Raw genomic sequence first — 17,034 nt, 5'->3', positions numbered from 1 at the left:
TAGTCTTGGTCAGTTTTTATAACCCAGCGGTGAACTTTTCTTTAAATGTTTTTCAATAATGGCGGATAAACAAATATAGAAGTTCCAAATATCCGGTAGCGTTTATGTCTAATTTACCAAGTCATATAGAAGTAATTGCTAAAACACCTGGGCTTGGTTTCGATGAAATCGAAGTCGTTGTGACACTGCCGACATTTCGCCGCCCGGAACATGTCATCCGCACACTCGACACACTGAACGCTCAGGTCACAAGCCGCCGCTTTGCGGTCGTGGTGATCGAGAATGAGGCGGAGGATCGGGAAGGTGCCAAGGTTGCGGCGCCGCAGTTCGATGCCGGGAAATATACCGGTATGCTGATCGTCGAATCCCATCGCGGCAACTGCAATGCCTATAATGCGGGCTGGCTGACAGCGATGACCTATTTCCCGAATTTCAAATATGTCATCGTCATCGATGACGATGAACTGGCCGATCCGGCCTGGATCGAAAACATGGTGGCCACCGCCGAGCGTTACAACGCCAGCCTCGTCGGCGGTCCGCAATATCCGATCTTCGAGAAGCCGGGTGCGGAAAAATGGGCGAGACACCCCGTCTTCCTGCCGCACTACAATAAAACGGGCCCGGTTCCGATCATTTATTCGTCCGGCAATCTGTTGATTGCGCGTCCGGTTCTGGAAGCCATCGGCTATCCGTTCATGGACCTGAAGTTCAACTTCACCGGCGGCGGCGATTCCGATTTCATCAATCGCTCGCGGGCCAAGGGCTTCAATATCGCCTGGTGTAACGAAGGCATTGTCCGCGAGACCATCCCGGCGCGGCGGCTGGAAAAGGACTGGATCACCGCGCGCGGTTTGCGCAATGGCGTCTTGTCGACGCTGATCGAACAGCGCCAGCGCAAGGACGAGCCTTTCGGTCAGGTTCGCGTCTTCTTGAAGAGCCTTGCACTTCTCGGCTATTCTCCAATCAAGGCGCTGCGGCGCGGTTTTGCGGCGCGCTTCGTGCCGGTCGGAACCTATTTCATCCATATCGGGCTGGGCCGTGTCATGGCCCATTTTGGATATCTGAATGAGCAGTATCGCAACCCGGACAAGAACTGACGCCCATTCCGACCTTGCTGCGCGAAACGATATGCGGGCGACAATCCGAACGATTGCGCTCGTTATCGCCACGACAACATTCTGCATCCTGCTGGTTTCGTTCCGTCCGTTCAATCCGCTGAGTGCGGCGACGGGCGGTGACGTATCGGGCGGCGGTGATGTGATCAACCAGCTTGGCTTCGGTTGCCTAGGGGCTGTTGCGCTTCTGTCGCTTGCGATGTTCGCCGATCCGAAAAAGGTAGTCAAAATTGTCAGTCCCGGCTGGCTGCTGATGTTTGTCTTCCTGTTCGCGTCAGTTTTTGCGAGCCCTGATCCTTCCACTGCGATACGCGGTGTGCTGTTGACGATGATCGGTGTTTTGACGGTAATCGCTGTCTTGAGCCTGCCGCAGGATGGCGACGCCTATTCGGCGATGCTGGTCACGGTGGCTTCGATCGTGATCGTCATTTCCTATGCGGGCGTCATTCTTCTGCCCAATCTCGGCACCCACGGCGCGGACGCGCTGGAACCGCAGAACGCCTATCTGTGGCGCGGCGTCTTCACGCATAAGAACATTGCCGGGCCGGTCATGGCTGCTTTTGCCTTCGCCGGTGTCTATCTGTGGCGGCGTGGCTGGCGCGTGAGCGGTTTTCTGATCGCTATCTCTGCCTTGATTTTCGTTTCGCAGACCGGATCGAAGACGACGGCAGCTTTGGTGCCGCTCGCCATGCTGCTGGTGATCGGTCCCGGCATTTTCGGTCTTCGTTTCCTTGCACCGGTCGCGGTCTTCACCATCCAGTTTCTGCTTGCACTATTCACCTTCGGTACGGTTCTTTTCGAGCCAATGCGTCAACTTGTTCTGCTGCTTGATGTCGATTCCACCTTTACCGGGCGCACCTCCATCTGGACCTTTGCCGTCGAGGCGCTTTCTCATCGCCCTTGGACCGGTTTCGGTTATGAAAGCTTCTGGGGTACTCCGGCAGCGAAAGAGGCGGCAAAGCCCTACTATCTCGATTGGGATGTGCGCGGCATTGTGCACGGGCACAATGGCTATCTCGATATCGCGGTATCCATGGGAATTCCGGCGCTGCTTTGCGCCATCTTCGTCATGATCGTCATGCCGCTCATCAATTATGCGCGGTGCCGCCCGGTGCGCGAAAATCTGCTGCTTGCCGATTTCTTCCTGATGATCGTGTTCTTCGGAACGTTGAACGCCATGCTGGAAAGTTTTTTCTTCCGCCGCATGGACCCGGTCTGGCTTACGCTCGTCTTTGCGATCTTCGGCCTCAGGCTGACCGCGAAAATTATCATCCCCAAAAGGTAGTCGGAGCCACTTCATGAATATCGCAATCGTCGGGACAGGGTTTGTGGCCGACTATTACATGACCACGCTGCGCAATTATCCCGAGTTGAAACTCCGCGGAGCCTATGATCGTTCGCCCGAACGGCTGAAAGCGTTCTGCGCGTACTATTCACTCAGCGCCTATGACAGTTTCGAGGCTGTACTGGCCGATCCAGAAGTGCAGATCGTCGTCAATCTGACCACGCCCGAAAGCCATTTTGAAATCTCACATGCAGCGCTTTCCGCCGGAAAGCATGTTTATTCCGAAAAGCCGCTGGCGATGAATTACGACGATGCGGAGGCGCTGGTCGCTTTTGCACGACAATCCGGCCTCACGCTTGCGGCGGCCCCGGCAAACGGCCTCAGCGATGCCTATCGTCTGGTGGCAAGCGTGATAAATGGCATCGGCATGCCGCGTCTCGTTTATGCCGAAATGGAAGACGGGCCGGTGTTTCGTGACAAATGGTCGAGCTGGCGTTCGCAGTCGGGCGCACCATGGCCGGGTCTGCACGAGTTCGAGATCGGCTGCACGCTGGAACATGCAGGCTATGCGCTGTCATGGCTGGTGTCGCTGTTCGGCCCGGTCGAGAGCGTCTCGGCATTTTCCGCCATAACCTTTCCCAATAAGGGGCCGGGGACCGAACATCTTCACATGGCGCCCGATTTTTCGGTTGGCTGTCTTGTTTTCAAATCGGGGCTGGTGGCGCGTCTCACATCGGGGCTTGCGATGCCGAAGGACCGCAGCCTGACAATCGTTGCCGACAAGGGCTCGATTGTGGTGGACGATCTCTGGGATAATCGCTCTTCTGTACGTCTCGAGCGCACGGAAGAAAAACGCCGTTTTCTGGCGCGCCTGTTCGGCATTCTGGAAATGCGCATCGGCAAGTTTCTCGCATGGAAACCGGCTGTCGGCACGAAGCTGCCCTATCCGAAGGCCGACAAGCGGTCGCTGCCGATGTACCCTTCGCAGATCGATTTCGTGCGCGGGATTGCCGATCAGGCTCGTGCTATCCAGACTGGCGACAAGGCATTCTTTTCCGGTGATGTGGCGCTGCATATCACCGAAATCGCGCTTGCCTTGAACAATGCTGGCGAGAATGCACAGCCCTACAGGATGAGAAGCAGCTTCTAACCTTTAGAGCGTGATGTTTTTAAGTTGAATCGTTATCCCGCTCTAAACTTTTGTTTGAGCATGATTTTATCCGAAAACCGGTTCCCACTTTTCGGAATCATGCTCTAGCCAGCACCTTGCGAACGATATCAGCTACGGCGGCATTCTGGTTGAGCGGCATGGTCGCATTGGAGATCTGGCCGTTCAGTACCGCATCGCGAACCGCTTCGGCCTGAAACTGCAGCCCGTTGCCGGAAAAGGCATAAGTCTCGATTGTGCGGCCCGGCAGGGGCAGGCGGTTCATAACCTTGCCGACAAAGCCTTTTCCGCCATTCGGCCCGAGCGACGACCGTGCGGCAAAGGCTGAAAACAGGGTCAGCCTCTGGGCTTTCAAAAACGGCGCGTGGATCAGTATCGTGCCTTTGGTTCCCTCGATTACCATGCGATTGTCGCCGTCGCGGTCGAAGCCGCAGGAGAGGCTGGCCGTGGCGCCCGGCCAGCCAAGCTGGAACTCGGTGCGCATATCCACGCCGCTTTTGGCGCGCTGCCAGCGACCATCGACATGATCCGGCAGGCCAAGAAAATACAATGCCAGCGAAACCGGATAGACGCCGAGATCGAAAGCCGCGCCGCCGCCAAGCTCCGGGCTGAAGAAGCGGCTTTGCGGGTCGTAGGCACGGATATAGGAAAGATCGGCTTCGATGCGCGTCACAGTACCGATGCGACCGCTGTCGATATGCTTTTTGGCTGCGTGGATCGCTGGCAGAAAACGGCTCCACATGGCCTCCATGGCGAAGACGTTTTTTGCTTTTGTCGCAGCTTCGATCTGACGTGCGCCAGCGGCATCCAGCGAGAGCGGCTTTTCGATCAGGCAGGGCTTGTCCGCGGCGATTGCCTGTATGGCCTGCAGCACATGCATGGCGCTGGGCGTCGCAATATAGACGGCGTCGATATCCGGATCGGAAAGAAACTCACCCGAATCGCTGAACGCCTTGTCGGCACCGATGCGGCGGCGGAATGTTTCGGCGGTCTCTGGCGCCCGCGAGCAGACTGCAGTAACGCACATTCCAGCGCTCGCCTGAATATCGGCCGCAAAGGCGGCGGCTATCGTGCCTGTGCCCCAAATGCCCCAACGAAAATCCGTCTTTGCCTGCTTGTCGCGATTCACGTGCTTGCCCCACAGCTTCATACAGGTGCTATATAACCCATGTAATGCGGCTAACGAAGTTTCTTTGTCCTGTCAGGATGCCCTTCATAAAAATCAGGAGGTGGGCGTGATGCGTGGAATTGTCGTGGCTGTGGCGCGGGATGGCGCGCATCGTTTTTCAAAACAGGTCGTGCCGGAAATCCGCATTGTCACAGGGCTTGGCGTCGAAGGCGATGCCCATCAGGGCGTAACGGTGAAGCACCGGTCACGCGTGCGGGCCGATCCGACGCAACCCAATCTGCGACAGGTACATCTCATTCATGCGGAACTTTTCGACGAGCTGGCGGAAAAGGGTTTTGACGTCGCACCTGCCGATCTTGGCGAGAACGTTACTACGCGCGGCATCGATCTTCTTGGGCTGCCGCAGGGCACTTTGATCCGAATTGGCGACGAGGTCGTTCTGGAAACAACGGGCTTGCGCAATCCCTGTTCCCAGATTGAGAATTTCCAGACCGGGCTTCTGGATGCCGTGCTCGATCGCACGCCCGATGGCGAACTTATCCGCAAGTCGGGTATCATGACCATCGTTGTTGCGGGCGGCACGGTGAAGGCGGATGATGCAATAGCTGTCGAATTGCCGCCGCTTCCGCATCACAAGCTGGAACGGGTGTGAAACTGGCAAAGTACAGGCTTTTGGAGTGAGCTAACCGATTTAATAAGACGTTTGTGAAGGCGAAACCGGTGATTTTCGCCATGGGAGGTCTATCAACTTTGCGTCATATGCCCTAGATCATCCCACAATAGGATACAGATTGACATGCGCTGCTGCCGAAATCCGGCTGCGGCCTATTCTTATCGGTTCGGCTTGTCGGCGTTCGATGTTTGCATGTGTCTAGACGACGGCCGGTCGGTTGCATTTGCGAAGGGCACAAAATGGAAAAAGCAGATATCGGTATGGTCGGCCTTGGCGTCATGGGCTCCAACCTGGCGCTGAACATAGCCGAGAAAGGCTACACGGTAGCTGTCTATGACCGTGATGAGCCTGTGCTGAAAGCCTTCATTGAAAAGGCTGGCCCGCTGCGCGACAAGATCATCCCTTGCCCCACTTTCGAGGAACTGGCCGCCAATATCCGCAAGCCGCGTCCCATCATCTTCCTCATCAAGGCAGGCGCTCCCGTCGACGCCGAAACAACCCGCCTCAAGGCATATCTTGAGAAGGGCGATATCATGATTGACGCCGGTAATTCCGATTACCGCGATACGGTGCGCCGTCTGAAGGCGCTTGGCCCCAACGACCCAACCTTTGTCGGCATGGGAGTTTCCGGCGGTGCGGAAGGCGCACGCCATGGTCCGTCGATGATGGTCGGCGGCACCGAGGAAGCCTATGAGCGTATCGCGCCGATCCTGCTCGCCGCTGCCGCCAAATACAAGGACGAGCCTTGCTGCGCGCTGGTCGGGCCGGATGGCGCCGGTCATTTCGTCAAGACGATCCACAATGGCATCGAATATGCCGACATGCAGATGATCGCCGAAATCTACGGCATCCTGCGCGACGGTCTCGGGCTTTCGGCCCCGGCTATCGGCGATGTGTTCGAGAAGTGGAACGAAGGTCCGCTCAACTCCTATCTGATCGAAATCACCGCCAAGGTACTGAAGGCAACCGATCCGGAGACCGGCAAGGCGATGGTCGACGTGATCCTTGATGAGGCCGGTCAGAAGGGCACGGGCCGCTGGGCAGCGATTGAAGCCCAGATGCTCGGCGTTCCGGCAACGGCAATCGAAGCCGCAGTTGCCGCCCGTTCGCTGTCCTCGCTGAAGCCCTCGCGTGAGCTTGCCGCGAAAGCCTATAAGCCGGGTTCGCGCAGCCTCGACATTTCCGATCAGGCAAAATTCCTTGCCGATCTGGAGCAGGGCCTGCTTGCTGGCAAGATTGCTGCCTATGCCCAAGGTTTCGCGGTGATGGAAGCCGCCTCGCAGGAGCATGGCTGGAACATTCCGCTTGCCGAAACGGCGCGCATCTGGCGCGCGGGCTGCATCATTCGTTCGCAGCTTCTGGACGATATCGCCCATGCCTTTGAAGACAGCGAAAGCCGCAACCTGCTGCTCGCCCCTGCTTTTGTCGACCGCATGAGCAAGGCTTCCAAGGGCCTTCGCCAGATCGTCGCCAAGGCGGCGCTCGCTGGCCTGCCTCTGCCAGCGCTCGGTTCAGCACTCAGCTATTTCGACAGCTTCACGCAGGCGCTCGGCACAGCCAATCTCATTCAGGGCCAGCGCGATTTCTTCGGTTCGCATGGCTTCAAGCGTATCGACAAGGATGGTGATTTCCACGGCCCGTGGGGCTGAATCTTTCGGTCCCTGACCCGCCTGCAAATGGCGCCTTTCTGCGATCCGGTGCTCACGTACTCAATGTACGCTGCGCTCCGGTTCTCGAAAGCCACCATTTTCGGCACGTCATGAACCGAAATCTTATCAACCCACTGCGCATGTCATCACAACAAAGCCGCCCTCGGGGCGGCTTTGTGCTTTGCTGCTTCCGCTCTCCCTCATCCTGAGCTTGTCGAAGGGTGAGGTTAAGAAGGGTGTCAGTCGGCCAATACCAGCAGATCATGCGAGGCGAAATGCACCGTCACCTTGTCGCCGCGCTGCGGCGGCGGCTGGGTCGGGTCGTTGAACGTGTCGAAAGACAGGCGGTTTTTGCCGAGCGCTACGCGTGTGCGGATCACGGAGCCGAGGAAATGCACGTCCTCAATGGTTGCATCCAGTGAGGTATCGTGGCTCTTGCGCGCTTCGAGGCTCACCGCTTCCGGGCGCAGGGCCAGCGTCAGCGGCTTGCCCTTCGGGTGGTGGTCGAGCTTTTCCTGCACTGTGATGGTGCGGCCGTCGAGATCGATGCTGTTCTTGCCGGGTTCGCTGACCGAGGCTTCCAGCATGTTGAGCGTGCCGACGAAGGATGCCACGAAGCGCGAGGCAGGACGGTTATAGATATCGAACGGCGAGCCGATCTGGTCTGCGCGGCCTTCATGCATGACCACGATGCGGTCGGAGATCGACAGCGCTTCCTCCTGATCGTGGGTGACGAAAACGGTCGTAATGCCAAGCTTCTGCTGGATGGCGCGGATTTCTTCGCGCAAGGATATGCGGATTTTCGCATCCAGCGCCGATAGCGGCTCGTCGAGCAGGAGAACCTGCGGCTTGGTTGCGAGCGCGCGGGCCAGTGCCACGCGCTGCTGCTGGCCGCCGGACATCTGATAGGGATAGCGATCCGCCAGATGGTCGAGGCGGATGAGGCCGAGCATCTCCTGCACCGTGGCGTCGATTTCTGCCTTGGGCTTTCCGGCAACGCGCAAGCCGAACGAAACATTCTGCGCCACCGTCATGTTGGGAAACAGCGCATAGGCCTGAAACACCATGCCGATATTGCGCTGGTTGGGCTTGAGATCGACCACATCCTTGCCATTGATTTCGATGGCGCCGCTGTCGGGTGCTTCGAAACCGGCGATCATGCGCAGAACGGTTGTCTTGCCGCAGCCCGAGGGTCCGAGGAAGGAAACGAATTCACCTTTTTCGACAGCGAGGTTGAAATCGTGGACGACGGTATTGGCGCCGAAGCTCTTTTTCAGGTGCTTGATGTTGAGAAAAGCCATGAATCTTACCCGGCGGTTGTCTTGAATTTATTGAGGCGCGAGACGAGCTGCAGCATGATGATGCTGAGCCAGGTTATGCCGAACGAAATGATCGCCAGTGCTGACGGTTCATAGGCGCGGTTTGCGCCGACGAGCTGCAGATAGGGACCGAAGGCCGGGCGGTTCAGAAGCGAGGCCAGCGTGAATTCGCCGATGACGATGGCAAATGTGATGAAGGCCCCGCTCATCACGCCGGAAATCACGTTCGGGAAGATCACCTTGAACATGATGCGGCCCCAGCCCGCACCGAGGCTTTGGGCGGCTTCCGTCAGCGTATTGACGTCGATGGTGCGCATCGCCGTATCAACAGCGCGATACATATAGGGCAGCGACAGCGTCATATAGCCGAACATCAAAAGCACGTCGGTTGCCCGCGTCGATGCGGTGAACGGCAGCCATGACGACGAGTTGTAGATGCGCAGGTAACCGAACACGATGACGATGGCCGGAATGACCAGCGGCATCAGCGTGATGAATTCCATCACCGGGCGCAATTGCGGCAGGCGCAAACGCACCCAATAGGCAGTCGGTACAACCAGCAGCACACCGAAGACAATGGTCAGGAGGCCAAGCACGATCGAATAACCGAAGGTGGCCTGAAAGTTGGGGTCGGTGAACACGACCCGATAGGCATCGAAGGAATATTCGCCGCGCCGCATGCGCAGCGAGAATTCGAACGTGCCGATCAGCGGAACGAGGAAGTAGATCGCGCCGATCAGGAAGGCGATCCAGGCGCCGATCTTCTGGGCATTGAAGCCTTTCTTTTTCATCGTTGCCACCTCTCGGCGCGAATGCGCAGCCAGATATAGATGAGGTTGGAAACACCCGTAATGACGATCATGCCGAGCGCCAGCGCATAGCCGAGATTCTGGTTATGCAGTACATCGCCGCGGATCTGGGCATAGAGCAGGATCGGCACGATGTTGAGCGAGGAGCCGGTCAATGCATAAGCCGTTGCAATCGCCCCGAAGGCATTGGCGAACAGCAGGAGCGTCGTGCCGAGCAGGCTTGGCCACAGGATCGGGAAGGCCACCATGCGCCAATATTGTGCGGTGGTCGCGCCAAGAATGGATGAGGCTTCCCGCCATTCCTTTTTCAGACCGTCGAGCGCAGGCGTCAGGATCAGCACCATCAGCGGTATCTGGAAAAAGAGATAGGTCAGCGTCAGGCCGAAGAAGGAGAGAAGGTTGAAGCCGGTCGAATAGAGATTGAAGCCGAACCATTCCCGGAGCAGGATCGTCACGAAGCCGGTTCGTCCCAGTGTCGCCAGAAAGGCGAAGGCGAGCGGTACGCCCGCGAAGTTCGACGCCACGCCGGAAAAGGTCAGTACCGTCGGGCGCAGCCATGATGGCAGATTGCCGAGAACGACCGCCCAGGCCAGAAAGAAGCCGATGATCCCGCCGCCGATGGCCGATGCGAGGCTGACCTTGATCGATACCCAGTAGGCGCTCAGGATTTGCGGCTGAAACAGGTCATGGATGTTCTGGAGCGTGAAGTTTCCGGCCGGGTCCTGAAAGGCGCCGATGATGAGATACATCGTGGGCCAGATCAGGAAGAGGATGGCGAAGAGGAAAAACGGCGCCACGCCAAGCCATGACAGCGGAAGTCGGCGCTTGCGCACTCTGCTGGGGGCTGATGTTTCGGCTATTGAACTCATGCGTTCTTTCTTTAGACCGGTTCCCGCCAGAACGGAACTGACAGAACCGTTCCGACTTTTTGTTTTATTTTTGCGATCGGCAGGCTGCCATTCGCCCCTGCCGGAAATAGCTAGAGCATTTCCTGTTTGCCAACAAGCTGGCGCTGTTTGGAAAAGAGGAACGGTGGTTCAGATGAAATCTGCTTCGATATCGCGTCGACCGTGTAGGGCCGGCGCGATATTCATTCGATACGACAGATGCGCTTACTGAACGTTTGCACCCACGACGCTGTCCCATTCCTTGGTGATCGTGGCCTGTGCGGCTTCGATCTGTTCCAGGGTCGGGAAGATAGCTTTTTCATAGGCATCTGCTGGCGGCAGCTTGTCGAGCAGTTCCTGCGGGATCTTGCCAGCCTTCGCCATTGCGTTGAAGCGGATCGGGTGGCAGTAGCCCTTCAGATAGCCGAGCTGGCCTTCATCCGAATAGATATGTTCCATCCACAGCTTCGCAGCGTTCGGATGCGGTGCGTAGGCGCTGATTGCCTGAACATAGACACCAGCGATGACGCCCGACTTCGGAATGACGGTTTCAATTTCCGGGTTGCCCTTGAGTGTGTCCCGGTCGGCGAGCGCGTTATAGTCCCAGCGGATGACGATGGGGGTCGAGCCCTGCGCCAGCGAGGCGGCCTTGCCGATGACCGGAACGAAATTGCCGTTGGCGTTCAGTTCCTTGTAGAATTCGAGGCCCTTCTTGCCGGCAGCTTCGCCCGGCTCTGCGCCGCGTGCAATACCGGCGGCATGAACGCCGAGGATCGCCTGTGCCGAAACGCGTGGATCGCCTGCAAGTGCAACCGAATTCGCATAGTCGCTCTTGAGCAGATCTTCCCAGTCCTGCGGAATATCCGTGACGATGTCCTTGTTCACTTCGAATGCGAGAACGCCGTAATAATCGCCGTACCAGTAACCTTCGGGGTCCTTGGCGCTGTCTGGAATTTCGTCCCAGGTCGCAACCTTATAAGGCTGGATGAGACCGTCTTTCTTGGCTGATGTACCGAAGGCAAAGCCAACATCGATGACGTCAGGAGCCTGCGGGCCCTTATTGTCCTTGTTGGCCTTGATGGCTTCGATTTCATCGCCCGAACCGGCGTCCGGGTTCAGTTCGTTGACCTTGATGCCATATTTGTCCTTGAAGGACTTGATGATGTCGCCATAGCCGCACCAGTCATGCGGGAGTGCGATGGTGGTCAGCTCGCCTTCTGCCTTGGCAGCGGCGATCAATTCGGCTGACGGTTCGGCAGCGGCGATGGAAACCCCGGCAACGGCGATTGCCGTCGAAAGCGACAGTAGACGCGCTGTGTAAGCAAGCATTGTTTGACTCCCCTGTTTAAGTCCGGCGAACGCTCCCGGTCGATTCCGGTGCTCGCGCATTCCCGATACCCGCCCTACGTGACGGTTGGATGACAGTTTATGGTTTGTCACAAACTGTCATCGGCGGAAAGTGAAACACGTTTTCAGGGGCTTAGCAATTCATCCGTTAGCGGGAGCAGCATTTTTATGACAAGAAATGTGACAAGAGTTTCGTCACTGTCATAATTCTGCGGGAGGCTTTTCCCTGCGCGACAAGGGTTTGTCTCAACACGGCATCAACGATTTATGTCGTGGATAAACGAAAATTTCCGAAAATCAGACGAACCTTATTGAGTTTCATACGAAGCTGTAAGAGGGCGGGGTCGAGTGCATCCTGAAAGGCGCGAAACGGCTTTCGAACAAGGTACGCGCCAAAGCAAATAGTTAGAGCGCCGGTCTGATTCAATCAGATCAGAACGCGCTTTAATGCCCCCCGCCGCCACCGGCAACCTGTTTCGGCTTGCGCAGCATGATGGCGCAAACGGCAAGCGAACAGAACATCATCGTGAGAATGAAGAACACGTCGATAAAGGAGAGCAGGGTGGCTTGCTGGCGCACCATGCCGGAAAGCTTGGCAATGGCGATTGTTGCGCCGTCCATACCAGCGGCATTGTACTTGGCCGTCAGATTGGCGACCATCTTTTCCGCTTCGGCATTGCCCCAGCGGACATGCTCGGCCAGACGCTCGTAATGCATGTCGCCACGGCGGGTCAGGATCGTGTTGATAACGGCAAGGCCGACAGCACCGCCCAGATTACGGGTCAGATTGAACAGTCCGGATGCGTTTTTCAGCAAGGCTGGCGGCAGCGTGCCGAGCGCCAGATTGTTGATCGGCACCATACAGAGCATCAGCGAACAACCACGCAGAATTTGTGGCAGCAGCAGTTCGTAAAAATCCCAGTCGGCAGTGAGGCCCGTCACCATCCAGGTGCCAGCGGCGAAGCCGAGGAAGCCGATCATCATCATCAGGCGCGGGTCCATCCTGTTGGACAGGAAACCCGCCACCGGGGCGGTGAAGAACATGGCGAGACCGCTGACGAAAAGCGCCTCGCCGATCATCAGGGCATCATAGCCGCGAACGCTGCTCAGATAGAGCGGATAAAGATAGGTGAGGCCGTAGAGACCGACACCCATCACGAAGGAAAACAGCGAGCCGAAGGCAAAGTTGACATTCTTGAAGGCGCGCAGATCCACGATGGGCTGTTCCGCCGTAAACGCACGATAGAAAAAGACGAGGCCGCCAATGGTCATGAGGATGGTCAGGACGAAAATCGCTTCATCCTGCAGCCAGTCGTTGCGCGGGCCTTCTTCCAGAACATATTCCATGGAGCCGAGAAATGCGGCCATGCCGATAAGGCCCCACCAGTCGAACTTGCTTAAGAGTGAACTGTCGCCTTCGTCAAAGTCGATGAGGTTCCATGCAGCGATGGTGACCAGAATGCCGGGGCCGACATTGACCAGAAACAGCCAGTGCCAGGAGAAAGCGTGGCTAAGATAGCCACCGACCGTTGGGCCGATTGTAGGCGCAAGCGTTGCCACAAGGCCGATCATCGGTGAGACGATTGAGCGTTTGGATGGCGGGAAGATAGTGAAGGCCGCCGCGAACACACTGGGGATCATGCCGCCGCCGATGAAGCCTTGAATGGCGCGATAGACGATCATCTGTTCGATGTTCGTCGCCGTTGCACAGAGCATGCTGGCGAGGGTGAAACCTGCAGCTGAAATCGTAAAAAGCACGCGCGTCGACAACAGGCGCCCAAGGAAGCCAGACAGCGGAATCATGATGACTTCCGCGATCAGATAGGATGTCTGCACCCACGAGATTTCGTCGGAACTGGCGCTCAGACCCGCCTGAATTTCGGCCAGCGATGCCGAGACGATCTGGATATCCAGAATCGCCATGAACATGCCGAACACCATGGCCAGAAAGGCGATAGCCTTCTTTGGGTCTATGCGGTCGTCTGCGGGGGCCATTGGCCCCATTGTCGTGTCTGCAGCCATGACGGCGCACTCCGGAATGGAAGAAAAAGGCGGCGCGAAACCCGTTTCGCCGCGCCGCTATCTATTATTTCAAGTCAACCCGCAGGTTCGATCAGTTGGTCTTTTCGTCGGGCGCCGTGCGTGTATCGATATCGACCACGACACTCAGGCCCGCGCGGATCTTGCCGGATTCCAGCGCTTCCTTCGGGATCGTGATGCGAACAGGAACGCGCTGTACGATCTTTGTGAAGTTGCCGGTCGCATTTTCCGGCGGCAGCAGCGAGAACACTGCACCCGAAGCCGGTGCGATGGACGCAACCTTGCCGTCAAACTTCGTGCCGTCAATTGCGTCGACGTAGATATGCGCGGTTTCGCCGGTCTTGATCTTCGCGAGCTGCGTTTCCTTGAAGTTTGCGTCAATATAAAGCTCATTGACCGGGACAAGTGCCGCGATCTTCTGGCCCGGCGAAACGAGATCGCCCTTTTTGCCGGCAAGATTGCCGATCACACCATCGAACGGTGCGCGCAAGGTGGTGAAGGAAAGATCGCGGGCAGCTTTATTGCGAGCAAGTTCCAGCGATTTCATCGTGCTTTCGGCCTCGCTATATTGGGCGTTGAGCACTTCGATATTGGCCTTGGCGGAAGCAATCTGTGCGTCACTGCCGGCCACCTTGGCGCGCGCCTGGTCGAGTGAGGACTGGGCGGTGTCGAGTTCGGCCTGAGCGACGAAACGCGTTTCATGCAGCTTCTGTACGCGCGCAATCGTATTTTGCGCATTGGTCAGAACCGCAGTCGCGGCCTGCTTGTCGGCGTTTGCCTGCTGGAGCACGGCCTCCGCTGCATCGGTTTCCGCCTTGATGCGAATGAGCGTCTGCTTCTGGGTCGCGAGCTTTGCTTCCGCTTCATCGAGCGCGATCTTATAGTCACCCGCATCGAGCTGGAAGATCACATCGCCTGCCTTGACCTGCTGGTTGGCAGCTACCGGGATATTCTCGATGTAACCGGTAACCTTTGGTGCTATGGAAGCGATGTCGCCCTGAACATAAGCGTCGTCGGTCGAAACCATGAAGCGCCCGACCGTCCACCAGTCATAGGCGAACCAGAGGCCGCCGGCGACCGCGACCGTCAGAATGCCAGGAAGCAGGACACGTTTGCCGAAGCTCTTCTTCTTGCCGCCCTTGGCAGTTTCCTTGGGGGCTGCTTCCTGCGGACTCGGTGCGGTATGGGGCTGCGATCTCTCGTTCAGGGGCGCCTCACTCGTCGCCGGCTGGGATGCCGAGGCGAAGTTCTTGGCGTTGGGGAACGGATGAATATCGGCCTTATCAACGGACTTCGGGGCGGACATAGGGAAACTTTCTGCTCATCCTTCGGATTGAACCGCTCGGTTCGATGTTGACATAGATCAATAAGATGCGCATATCAAGAGGATATCGAACCGCTTGGTTCGAAAAGGTTAAGAGTCTCGAAAAATGAAACCTGATCCCAACACCAAAGGAACGACAGTTACGATGATGCATGACCGGAACCGGCATGACGAAAAAGATACCGGCCGACCGGGCGATAGCAAATCGTCGTGCTCCGAACCGGAATGCAGCCGCACGCGGCTCGGTGCCGGTCAGGACCCTGCAAAACGCCGTCAAATCCTTGAAGGCGCTCAGGATGTGTTTCTGCGCATGGGCTTCGATGCGGCCAGCATGAATGACATCACGCGCGAGGCTGGTGTGTCGAAGGGAACGATCTACGTTTACTTCAACAGCAAGGAAGACCTGTTTGTTGCATTGTGCGAGCATTATCGCGATACAATGTTTCGTGAACTGATAGAAAAACTCGACAAGGGGTTCGATTCACGCCAGGAACTGACCGATTTCGGCGTGGCACTGGTTACGCTGATAACGTCGTCGACGGCAGTGCGGGCGCAGCGCATTGTTCTGGGCGTTAGCGAGCGCAAGCCTGAGCTTGCTGCTCGTTTCTACGAACGCGGGCCGAAGCGCAGCCTCGTGCTCATGGCCAAATATCTCAACGACATGATCCAGAAAGGCGAGCTTGAGCCCTTCGATCCTGAGAAAATGGCCTATCAGCTTTCCGACCTGTTTCTGTCCGGTCTCTACAGACCGCGCCTGTTCGGTGCGTTGCCGGAACCGCCGTCGGCGGAAACGATTCGCAAGAATGTCGAACTGGCGATTGATTTTTTCTATCGCGCTTATGGAAAAGATCGGCAAAGTGTTCGGAAAGAGAACAGTTGATTTCTACAAATCGGCTGGGTCAATTTTATATCGTTTCTTGACCCATAAAAATCATAAGAGAGCCTTAATTTCTGCACTGTTTTTGTGTGTAATGGTTTGCAATCCATTAATTGCGGGTTGCCAGAGGCTATATTTTTTTAGTCACTTATAAACGATTGAAAAGTTCTAGGGACACGATTCGCTGATATTTCAAAGGCGATAAAACACCCCTGGGAATTGCGTACCAAGGATATTATAAAATGACACTCGATCTCATTCATTTTCCGAATTTCAAAAAGACCTTCTTTGGAACGGCCTTCCAAAGCGACACGCTGGCTCTCCTGACGCGAATTCGCGATGAGATCGGTTGCCGCTATATCATGCATACCTATCGAGGGCGCATGGGCGATTGTACGAAAACCAACTCTTCAGACCTGACGGTCGTGATGACTATGCCGACTGGCTGGGCCGCACGTTATTCTGCCAAGAACTACTTTGTTATTGATCCGATCTTTCAGGAAGATGCGCCTTATTTCCAGAATGATGCGAGCGGCATCGTTCGCGATCTCAAGGAAGATGCAAACAAATGCCCGGACATCGCAGAACTGTTGCAGGATGCCGAAAAGCACGGGCTTGGCAATATCTACATTGCCGTGTCGGCACGCAGCCAGAAGGGAGCGGTGGGGTGCACTCTGTTCAGCTTCGAGATCGGCTCCGATGAGGATCGCGAACAGTTCGTGGCCAAGCTTCGTCCACGCCTTTTGAGCCTTTCCGGGATCATTCATTCGGCTCTGTGCGGTTGTAAGGATGTCGCGACGGTCGCAAGCCTGCTTACGCCGCGTGAAATCGATTGCCTGCGTTGGGCGGCCAACGGCAAGACGGACGGAGAGATTGCCGAAATCCTGAACATCGCGCGCTGGACTGTCGTGACCTATCTGCAGAATGCGAAGATCAAGCTCAACTGCTCCAACCGCACTTCAGCCGTCGCGACAGCGTTGTCACTTGGCCTTATCGAAATGCCGGAAGTGCAGCATCTGGTTTAATTTCAGCTGCAGCATAATGATTTAAACAACGATACCGGATGTCTTGGGCATCCGGTGTTCGACTATTTATTTTCCGCAAACCGCTTTGCAGTTTTGCGGAAAATGCTTCAGGCTCTTTTTTTGAGCGGCAGGCGCGCGGCGTCAAATGCGTTGGCGAGCCTGGCCGTGTTCTTCGCCGGGTCTTCGTCGGCATCCTCGAAGGCGATATGGTTCAACTCCACACCAGCCGTCTTGTCGGTCAGCGTCAGGCGAAAATAGGCATAGACGCCCTGATTGCGAAACTCCATGTCGAGCACGATGGCGGGTGCTGATACTAGAGCTCATTAATTAGAACCTATGTGCCCAATCACGTAGCCCAATTGAAATAATGGTCCATGGATCGGAGAC

The 17,034-nt window shown here is 56.6% G+C and carries 14 protein-coding genes and 1 pseudogene; 7 read left to right on the top strand and 8 right to left on the bottom strand.

The features are described 5' to 3' along the window. The first annotated feature begins 104 nt into the window (after window positions 1-104). The 3 genes from JNC70_RS19805 to JNC70_RS19795 are packed head-to-tail and all read left to right on the top strand — an operon-like array spanning window position 105 to window position 3,550. Window positions 105-1,097: a glycosyltransferase family 2 protein gene (locus JNC70_RS19805; protein WP_104756717.1), complete on the top strand. Its 993-nt coding sequence runs from the start codon at window positions 105-107 to the stop codon at window positions 1,095-1,097. Further along, window positions 1,066-2,400: an O-antigen ligase family protein gene (locus JNC70_RS19800; protein ID WP_104756716.1), complete on the top strand. Its 1,335-nt coding sequence runs from the start codon at window positions 1,066-1,068 to the stop codon at window positions 2,398-2,400. The genes JNC70_RS19805 and JNC70_RS19800 overlap by 32 nt, the downstream gene beginning before the upstream one ends. A 13-nt stretch (window positions 2,401-2,413) precedes the next feature. Beyond that, window positions 2,414-3,550: a Gfo/Idh/MocA family protein gene (locus JNC70_RS19795; protein ID WP_104756715.1), complete on the top strand. Its 1,137-nt coding sequence runs from the start codon at window positions 2,414-2,416 to the stop codon at window positions 3,548-3,550. 97 nt (window positions 3,551-3,647) lie between these two features. Here JNC70_RS19795 and JNC70_RS19790 read toward each other — a convergent pair whose 3' ends face one another. Further along, entirely contained in the window at window positions 3,648-4,697 is a 1,050-nt protein-coding gene (locus JNC70_RS19790) for a Gfo/Idh/MocA family protein (RefSeq protein WP_104756749.1), read from the bottom strand. A 109-nt stretch (window positions 4,698-4,806) separates the two neighbouring features. Here JNC70_RS19790 and JNC70_RS19785 point away from each other — a divergent pair, with 109 nt between their 5' ends. Both JNC70_RS19785 and gnd read left to right on the top strand, forming a co-directional pair. Continuing rightward, the gene (locus tag JNC70_RS19785; RefSeq protein WP_104756714.1) at window positions 4,807-5,349 is read left to right on the top strand and encodes an MOSC domain-containing protein; all 543 of its coding nucleotides are present in this window, start codon (window positions 4,807-4,809) and stop codon (window positions 5,347-5,349) included. A 260-nt stretch (window positions 5,350-5,609) separates the two neighbouring features. Next, window positions 5,610-7,019 carry an NADP-dependent phosphogluconate dehydrogenase gene (gnd, locus tag JNC70_RS19780; protein ID WP_104756713.1) on the top strand — a complete coding sequence of 470 codons (1,410 nt, stop codon included), beginning with the start codon at window positions 5,610-5,612 and terminating at the stop codon, window positions 7,017-7,019. A 239-nt stretch (window positions 7,020-7,258) separates the two neighbouring features. On the opposite strand, the gene JNC70_RS19775 is transcribed toward gnd, so the two are convergent. From JNC70_RS19775 to JNC70_RS19750, 6 genes are all read right to left on the bottom strand, one after another. Further along, on the bottom strand, window positions 7,259-8,320 hold the full coding sequence (locus JNC70_RS19775; RefSeq protein WP_104756711.1) for an ABC transporter ATP-binding protein: 1,062 nt from the start codon (window positions 8,318-8,320) through the stop codon (window positions 7,259-7,261). A gap of 5 nt (window positions 8,321-8,325) precedes the next feature. After that, window positions 8,326-9,129, bottom strand: coding sequence for an ABC transporter permease (locus tag JNC70_RS19770; protein ID WP_104756710.1), 804 nt, complete (start codon window positions 9,127-9,129; stop codon window positions 8,326-8,328). Further along, window positions 9,126-10,016 carry an ABC transporter permease gene (locus JNC70_RS19765; RefSeq protein WP_104756709.1) on the bottom strand — a complete coding sequence of 297 codons (891 nt, stop codon included), beginning with the start codon at window positions 10,014-10,016 and terminating at the stop codon, window positions 9,126-9,128. Before JNC70_RS19765 ends, JNC70_RS19770 begins: the two co-directional genes overlap by 4 nt. A gap of 243 nt (window positions 10,017-10,259) precedes the next feature. Continuing rightward, window positions 10,260-11,363, bottom strand: a complete 1,104-nt coding sequence (locus JNC70_RS19760) for an ABC transporter substrate-binding protein (protein ID WP_104756708.1) — start codon at window positions 11,361-11,363, stop codon at window positions 10,260-10,262. 462 nt (window positions 11,364-11,825) lie between these two features. After that, on the bottom strand, window positions 11,826-13,403 hold the full coding sequence (locus JNC70_RS19755) for a DHA2 family efflux MFS transporter permease subunit (protein ID WP_104756707.1): 1,578 nt from the start codon (window positions 13,401-13,403) through the stop codon (window positions 11,826-11,828). 91 nt (window positions 13,404-13,494) lie between these two features. Then, window positions 13,495-14,727, bottom strand: coding sequence for an HlyD family secretion protein (locus tag JNC70_RS19750; RefSeq protein WP_104756706.1), 1,233 nt, complete (start codon window positions 14,725-14,727; stop codon window positions 13,495-13,497). Between the two features lie 124 nt (window positions 14,728-14,851). On the opposite strand from JNC70_RS19750, the gene JNC70_RS19745 reads away from it, so the two are divergent. Then, window positions 14,852-15,625 carry a TetR/AcrR family transcriptional regulator gene (locus JNC70_RS19745; RefSeq protein WP_104756705.1) on the top strand — a complete coding sequence of 258 codons (774 nt, stop codon included), beginning with the start codon at window positions 14,852-14,854 and terminating at the stop codon, window positions 15,623-15,625. Window positions 15,626-15,864: 239 nt separating this feature from the next. After that, window positions 15,865-16,647, top strand: coding sequence for a helix-turn-helix transcriptional regulator (locus JNC70_RS19740; protein ID WP_104756704.1), 783 nt, complete (start codon window positions 15,865-15,867; stop codon window positions 16,645-16,647). 107 nt (window positions 16,648-16,754) lie between these two features. Here JNC70_RS19740 and JNC70_RS19735 read toward each other — a convergent pair. Then, window positions 16,755-16,958: pseudogene (locus JNC70_RS19735) on the bottom strand (BspJ family T4SS effector nucleomodulin); the annotation flags it as partial. Between the last annotated feature and the right edge of the window lie 76 nt (window positions 16,959-17,034).

This window comes from Brucella oryzae, from assembly GCF_041929965.1.
Lineage (GTDB): Bacteria > Pseudomonadota > Alphaproteobacteria > Rhizobiales > Rhizobiaceae > Brucella > Brucella oryzae.
This window is presented reverse-complemented; position numbering and strand designations above follow the sequence as displayed.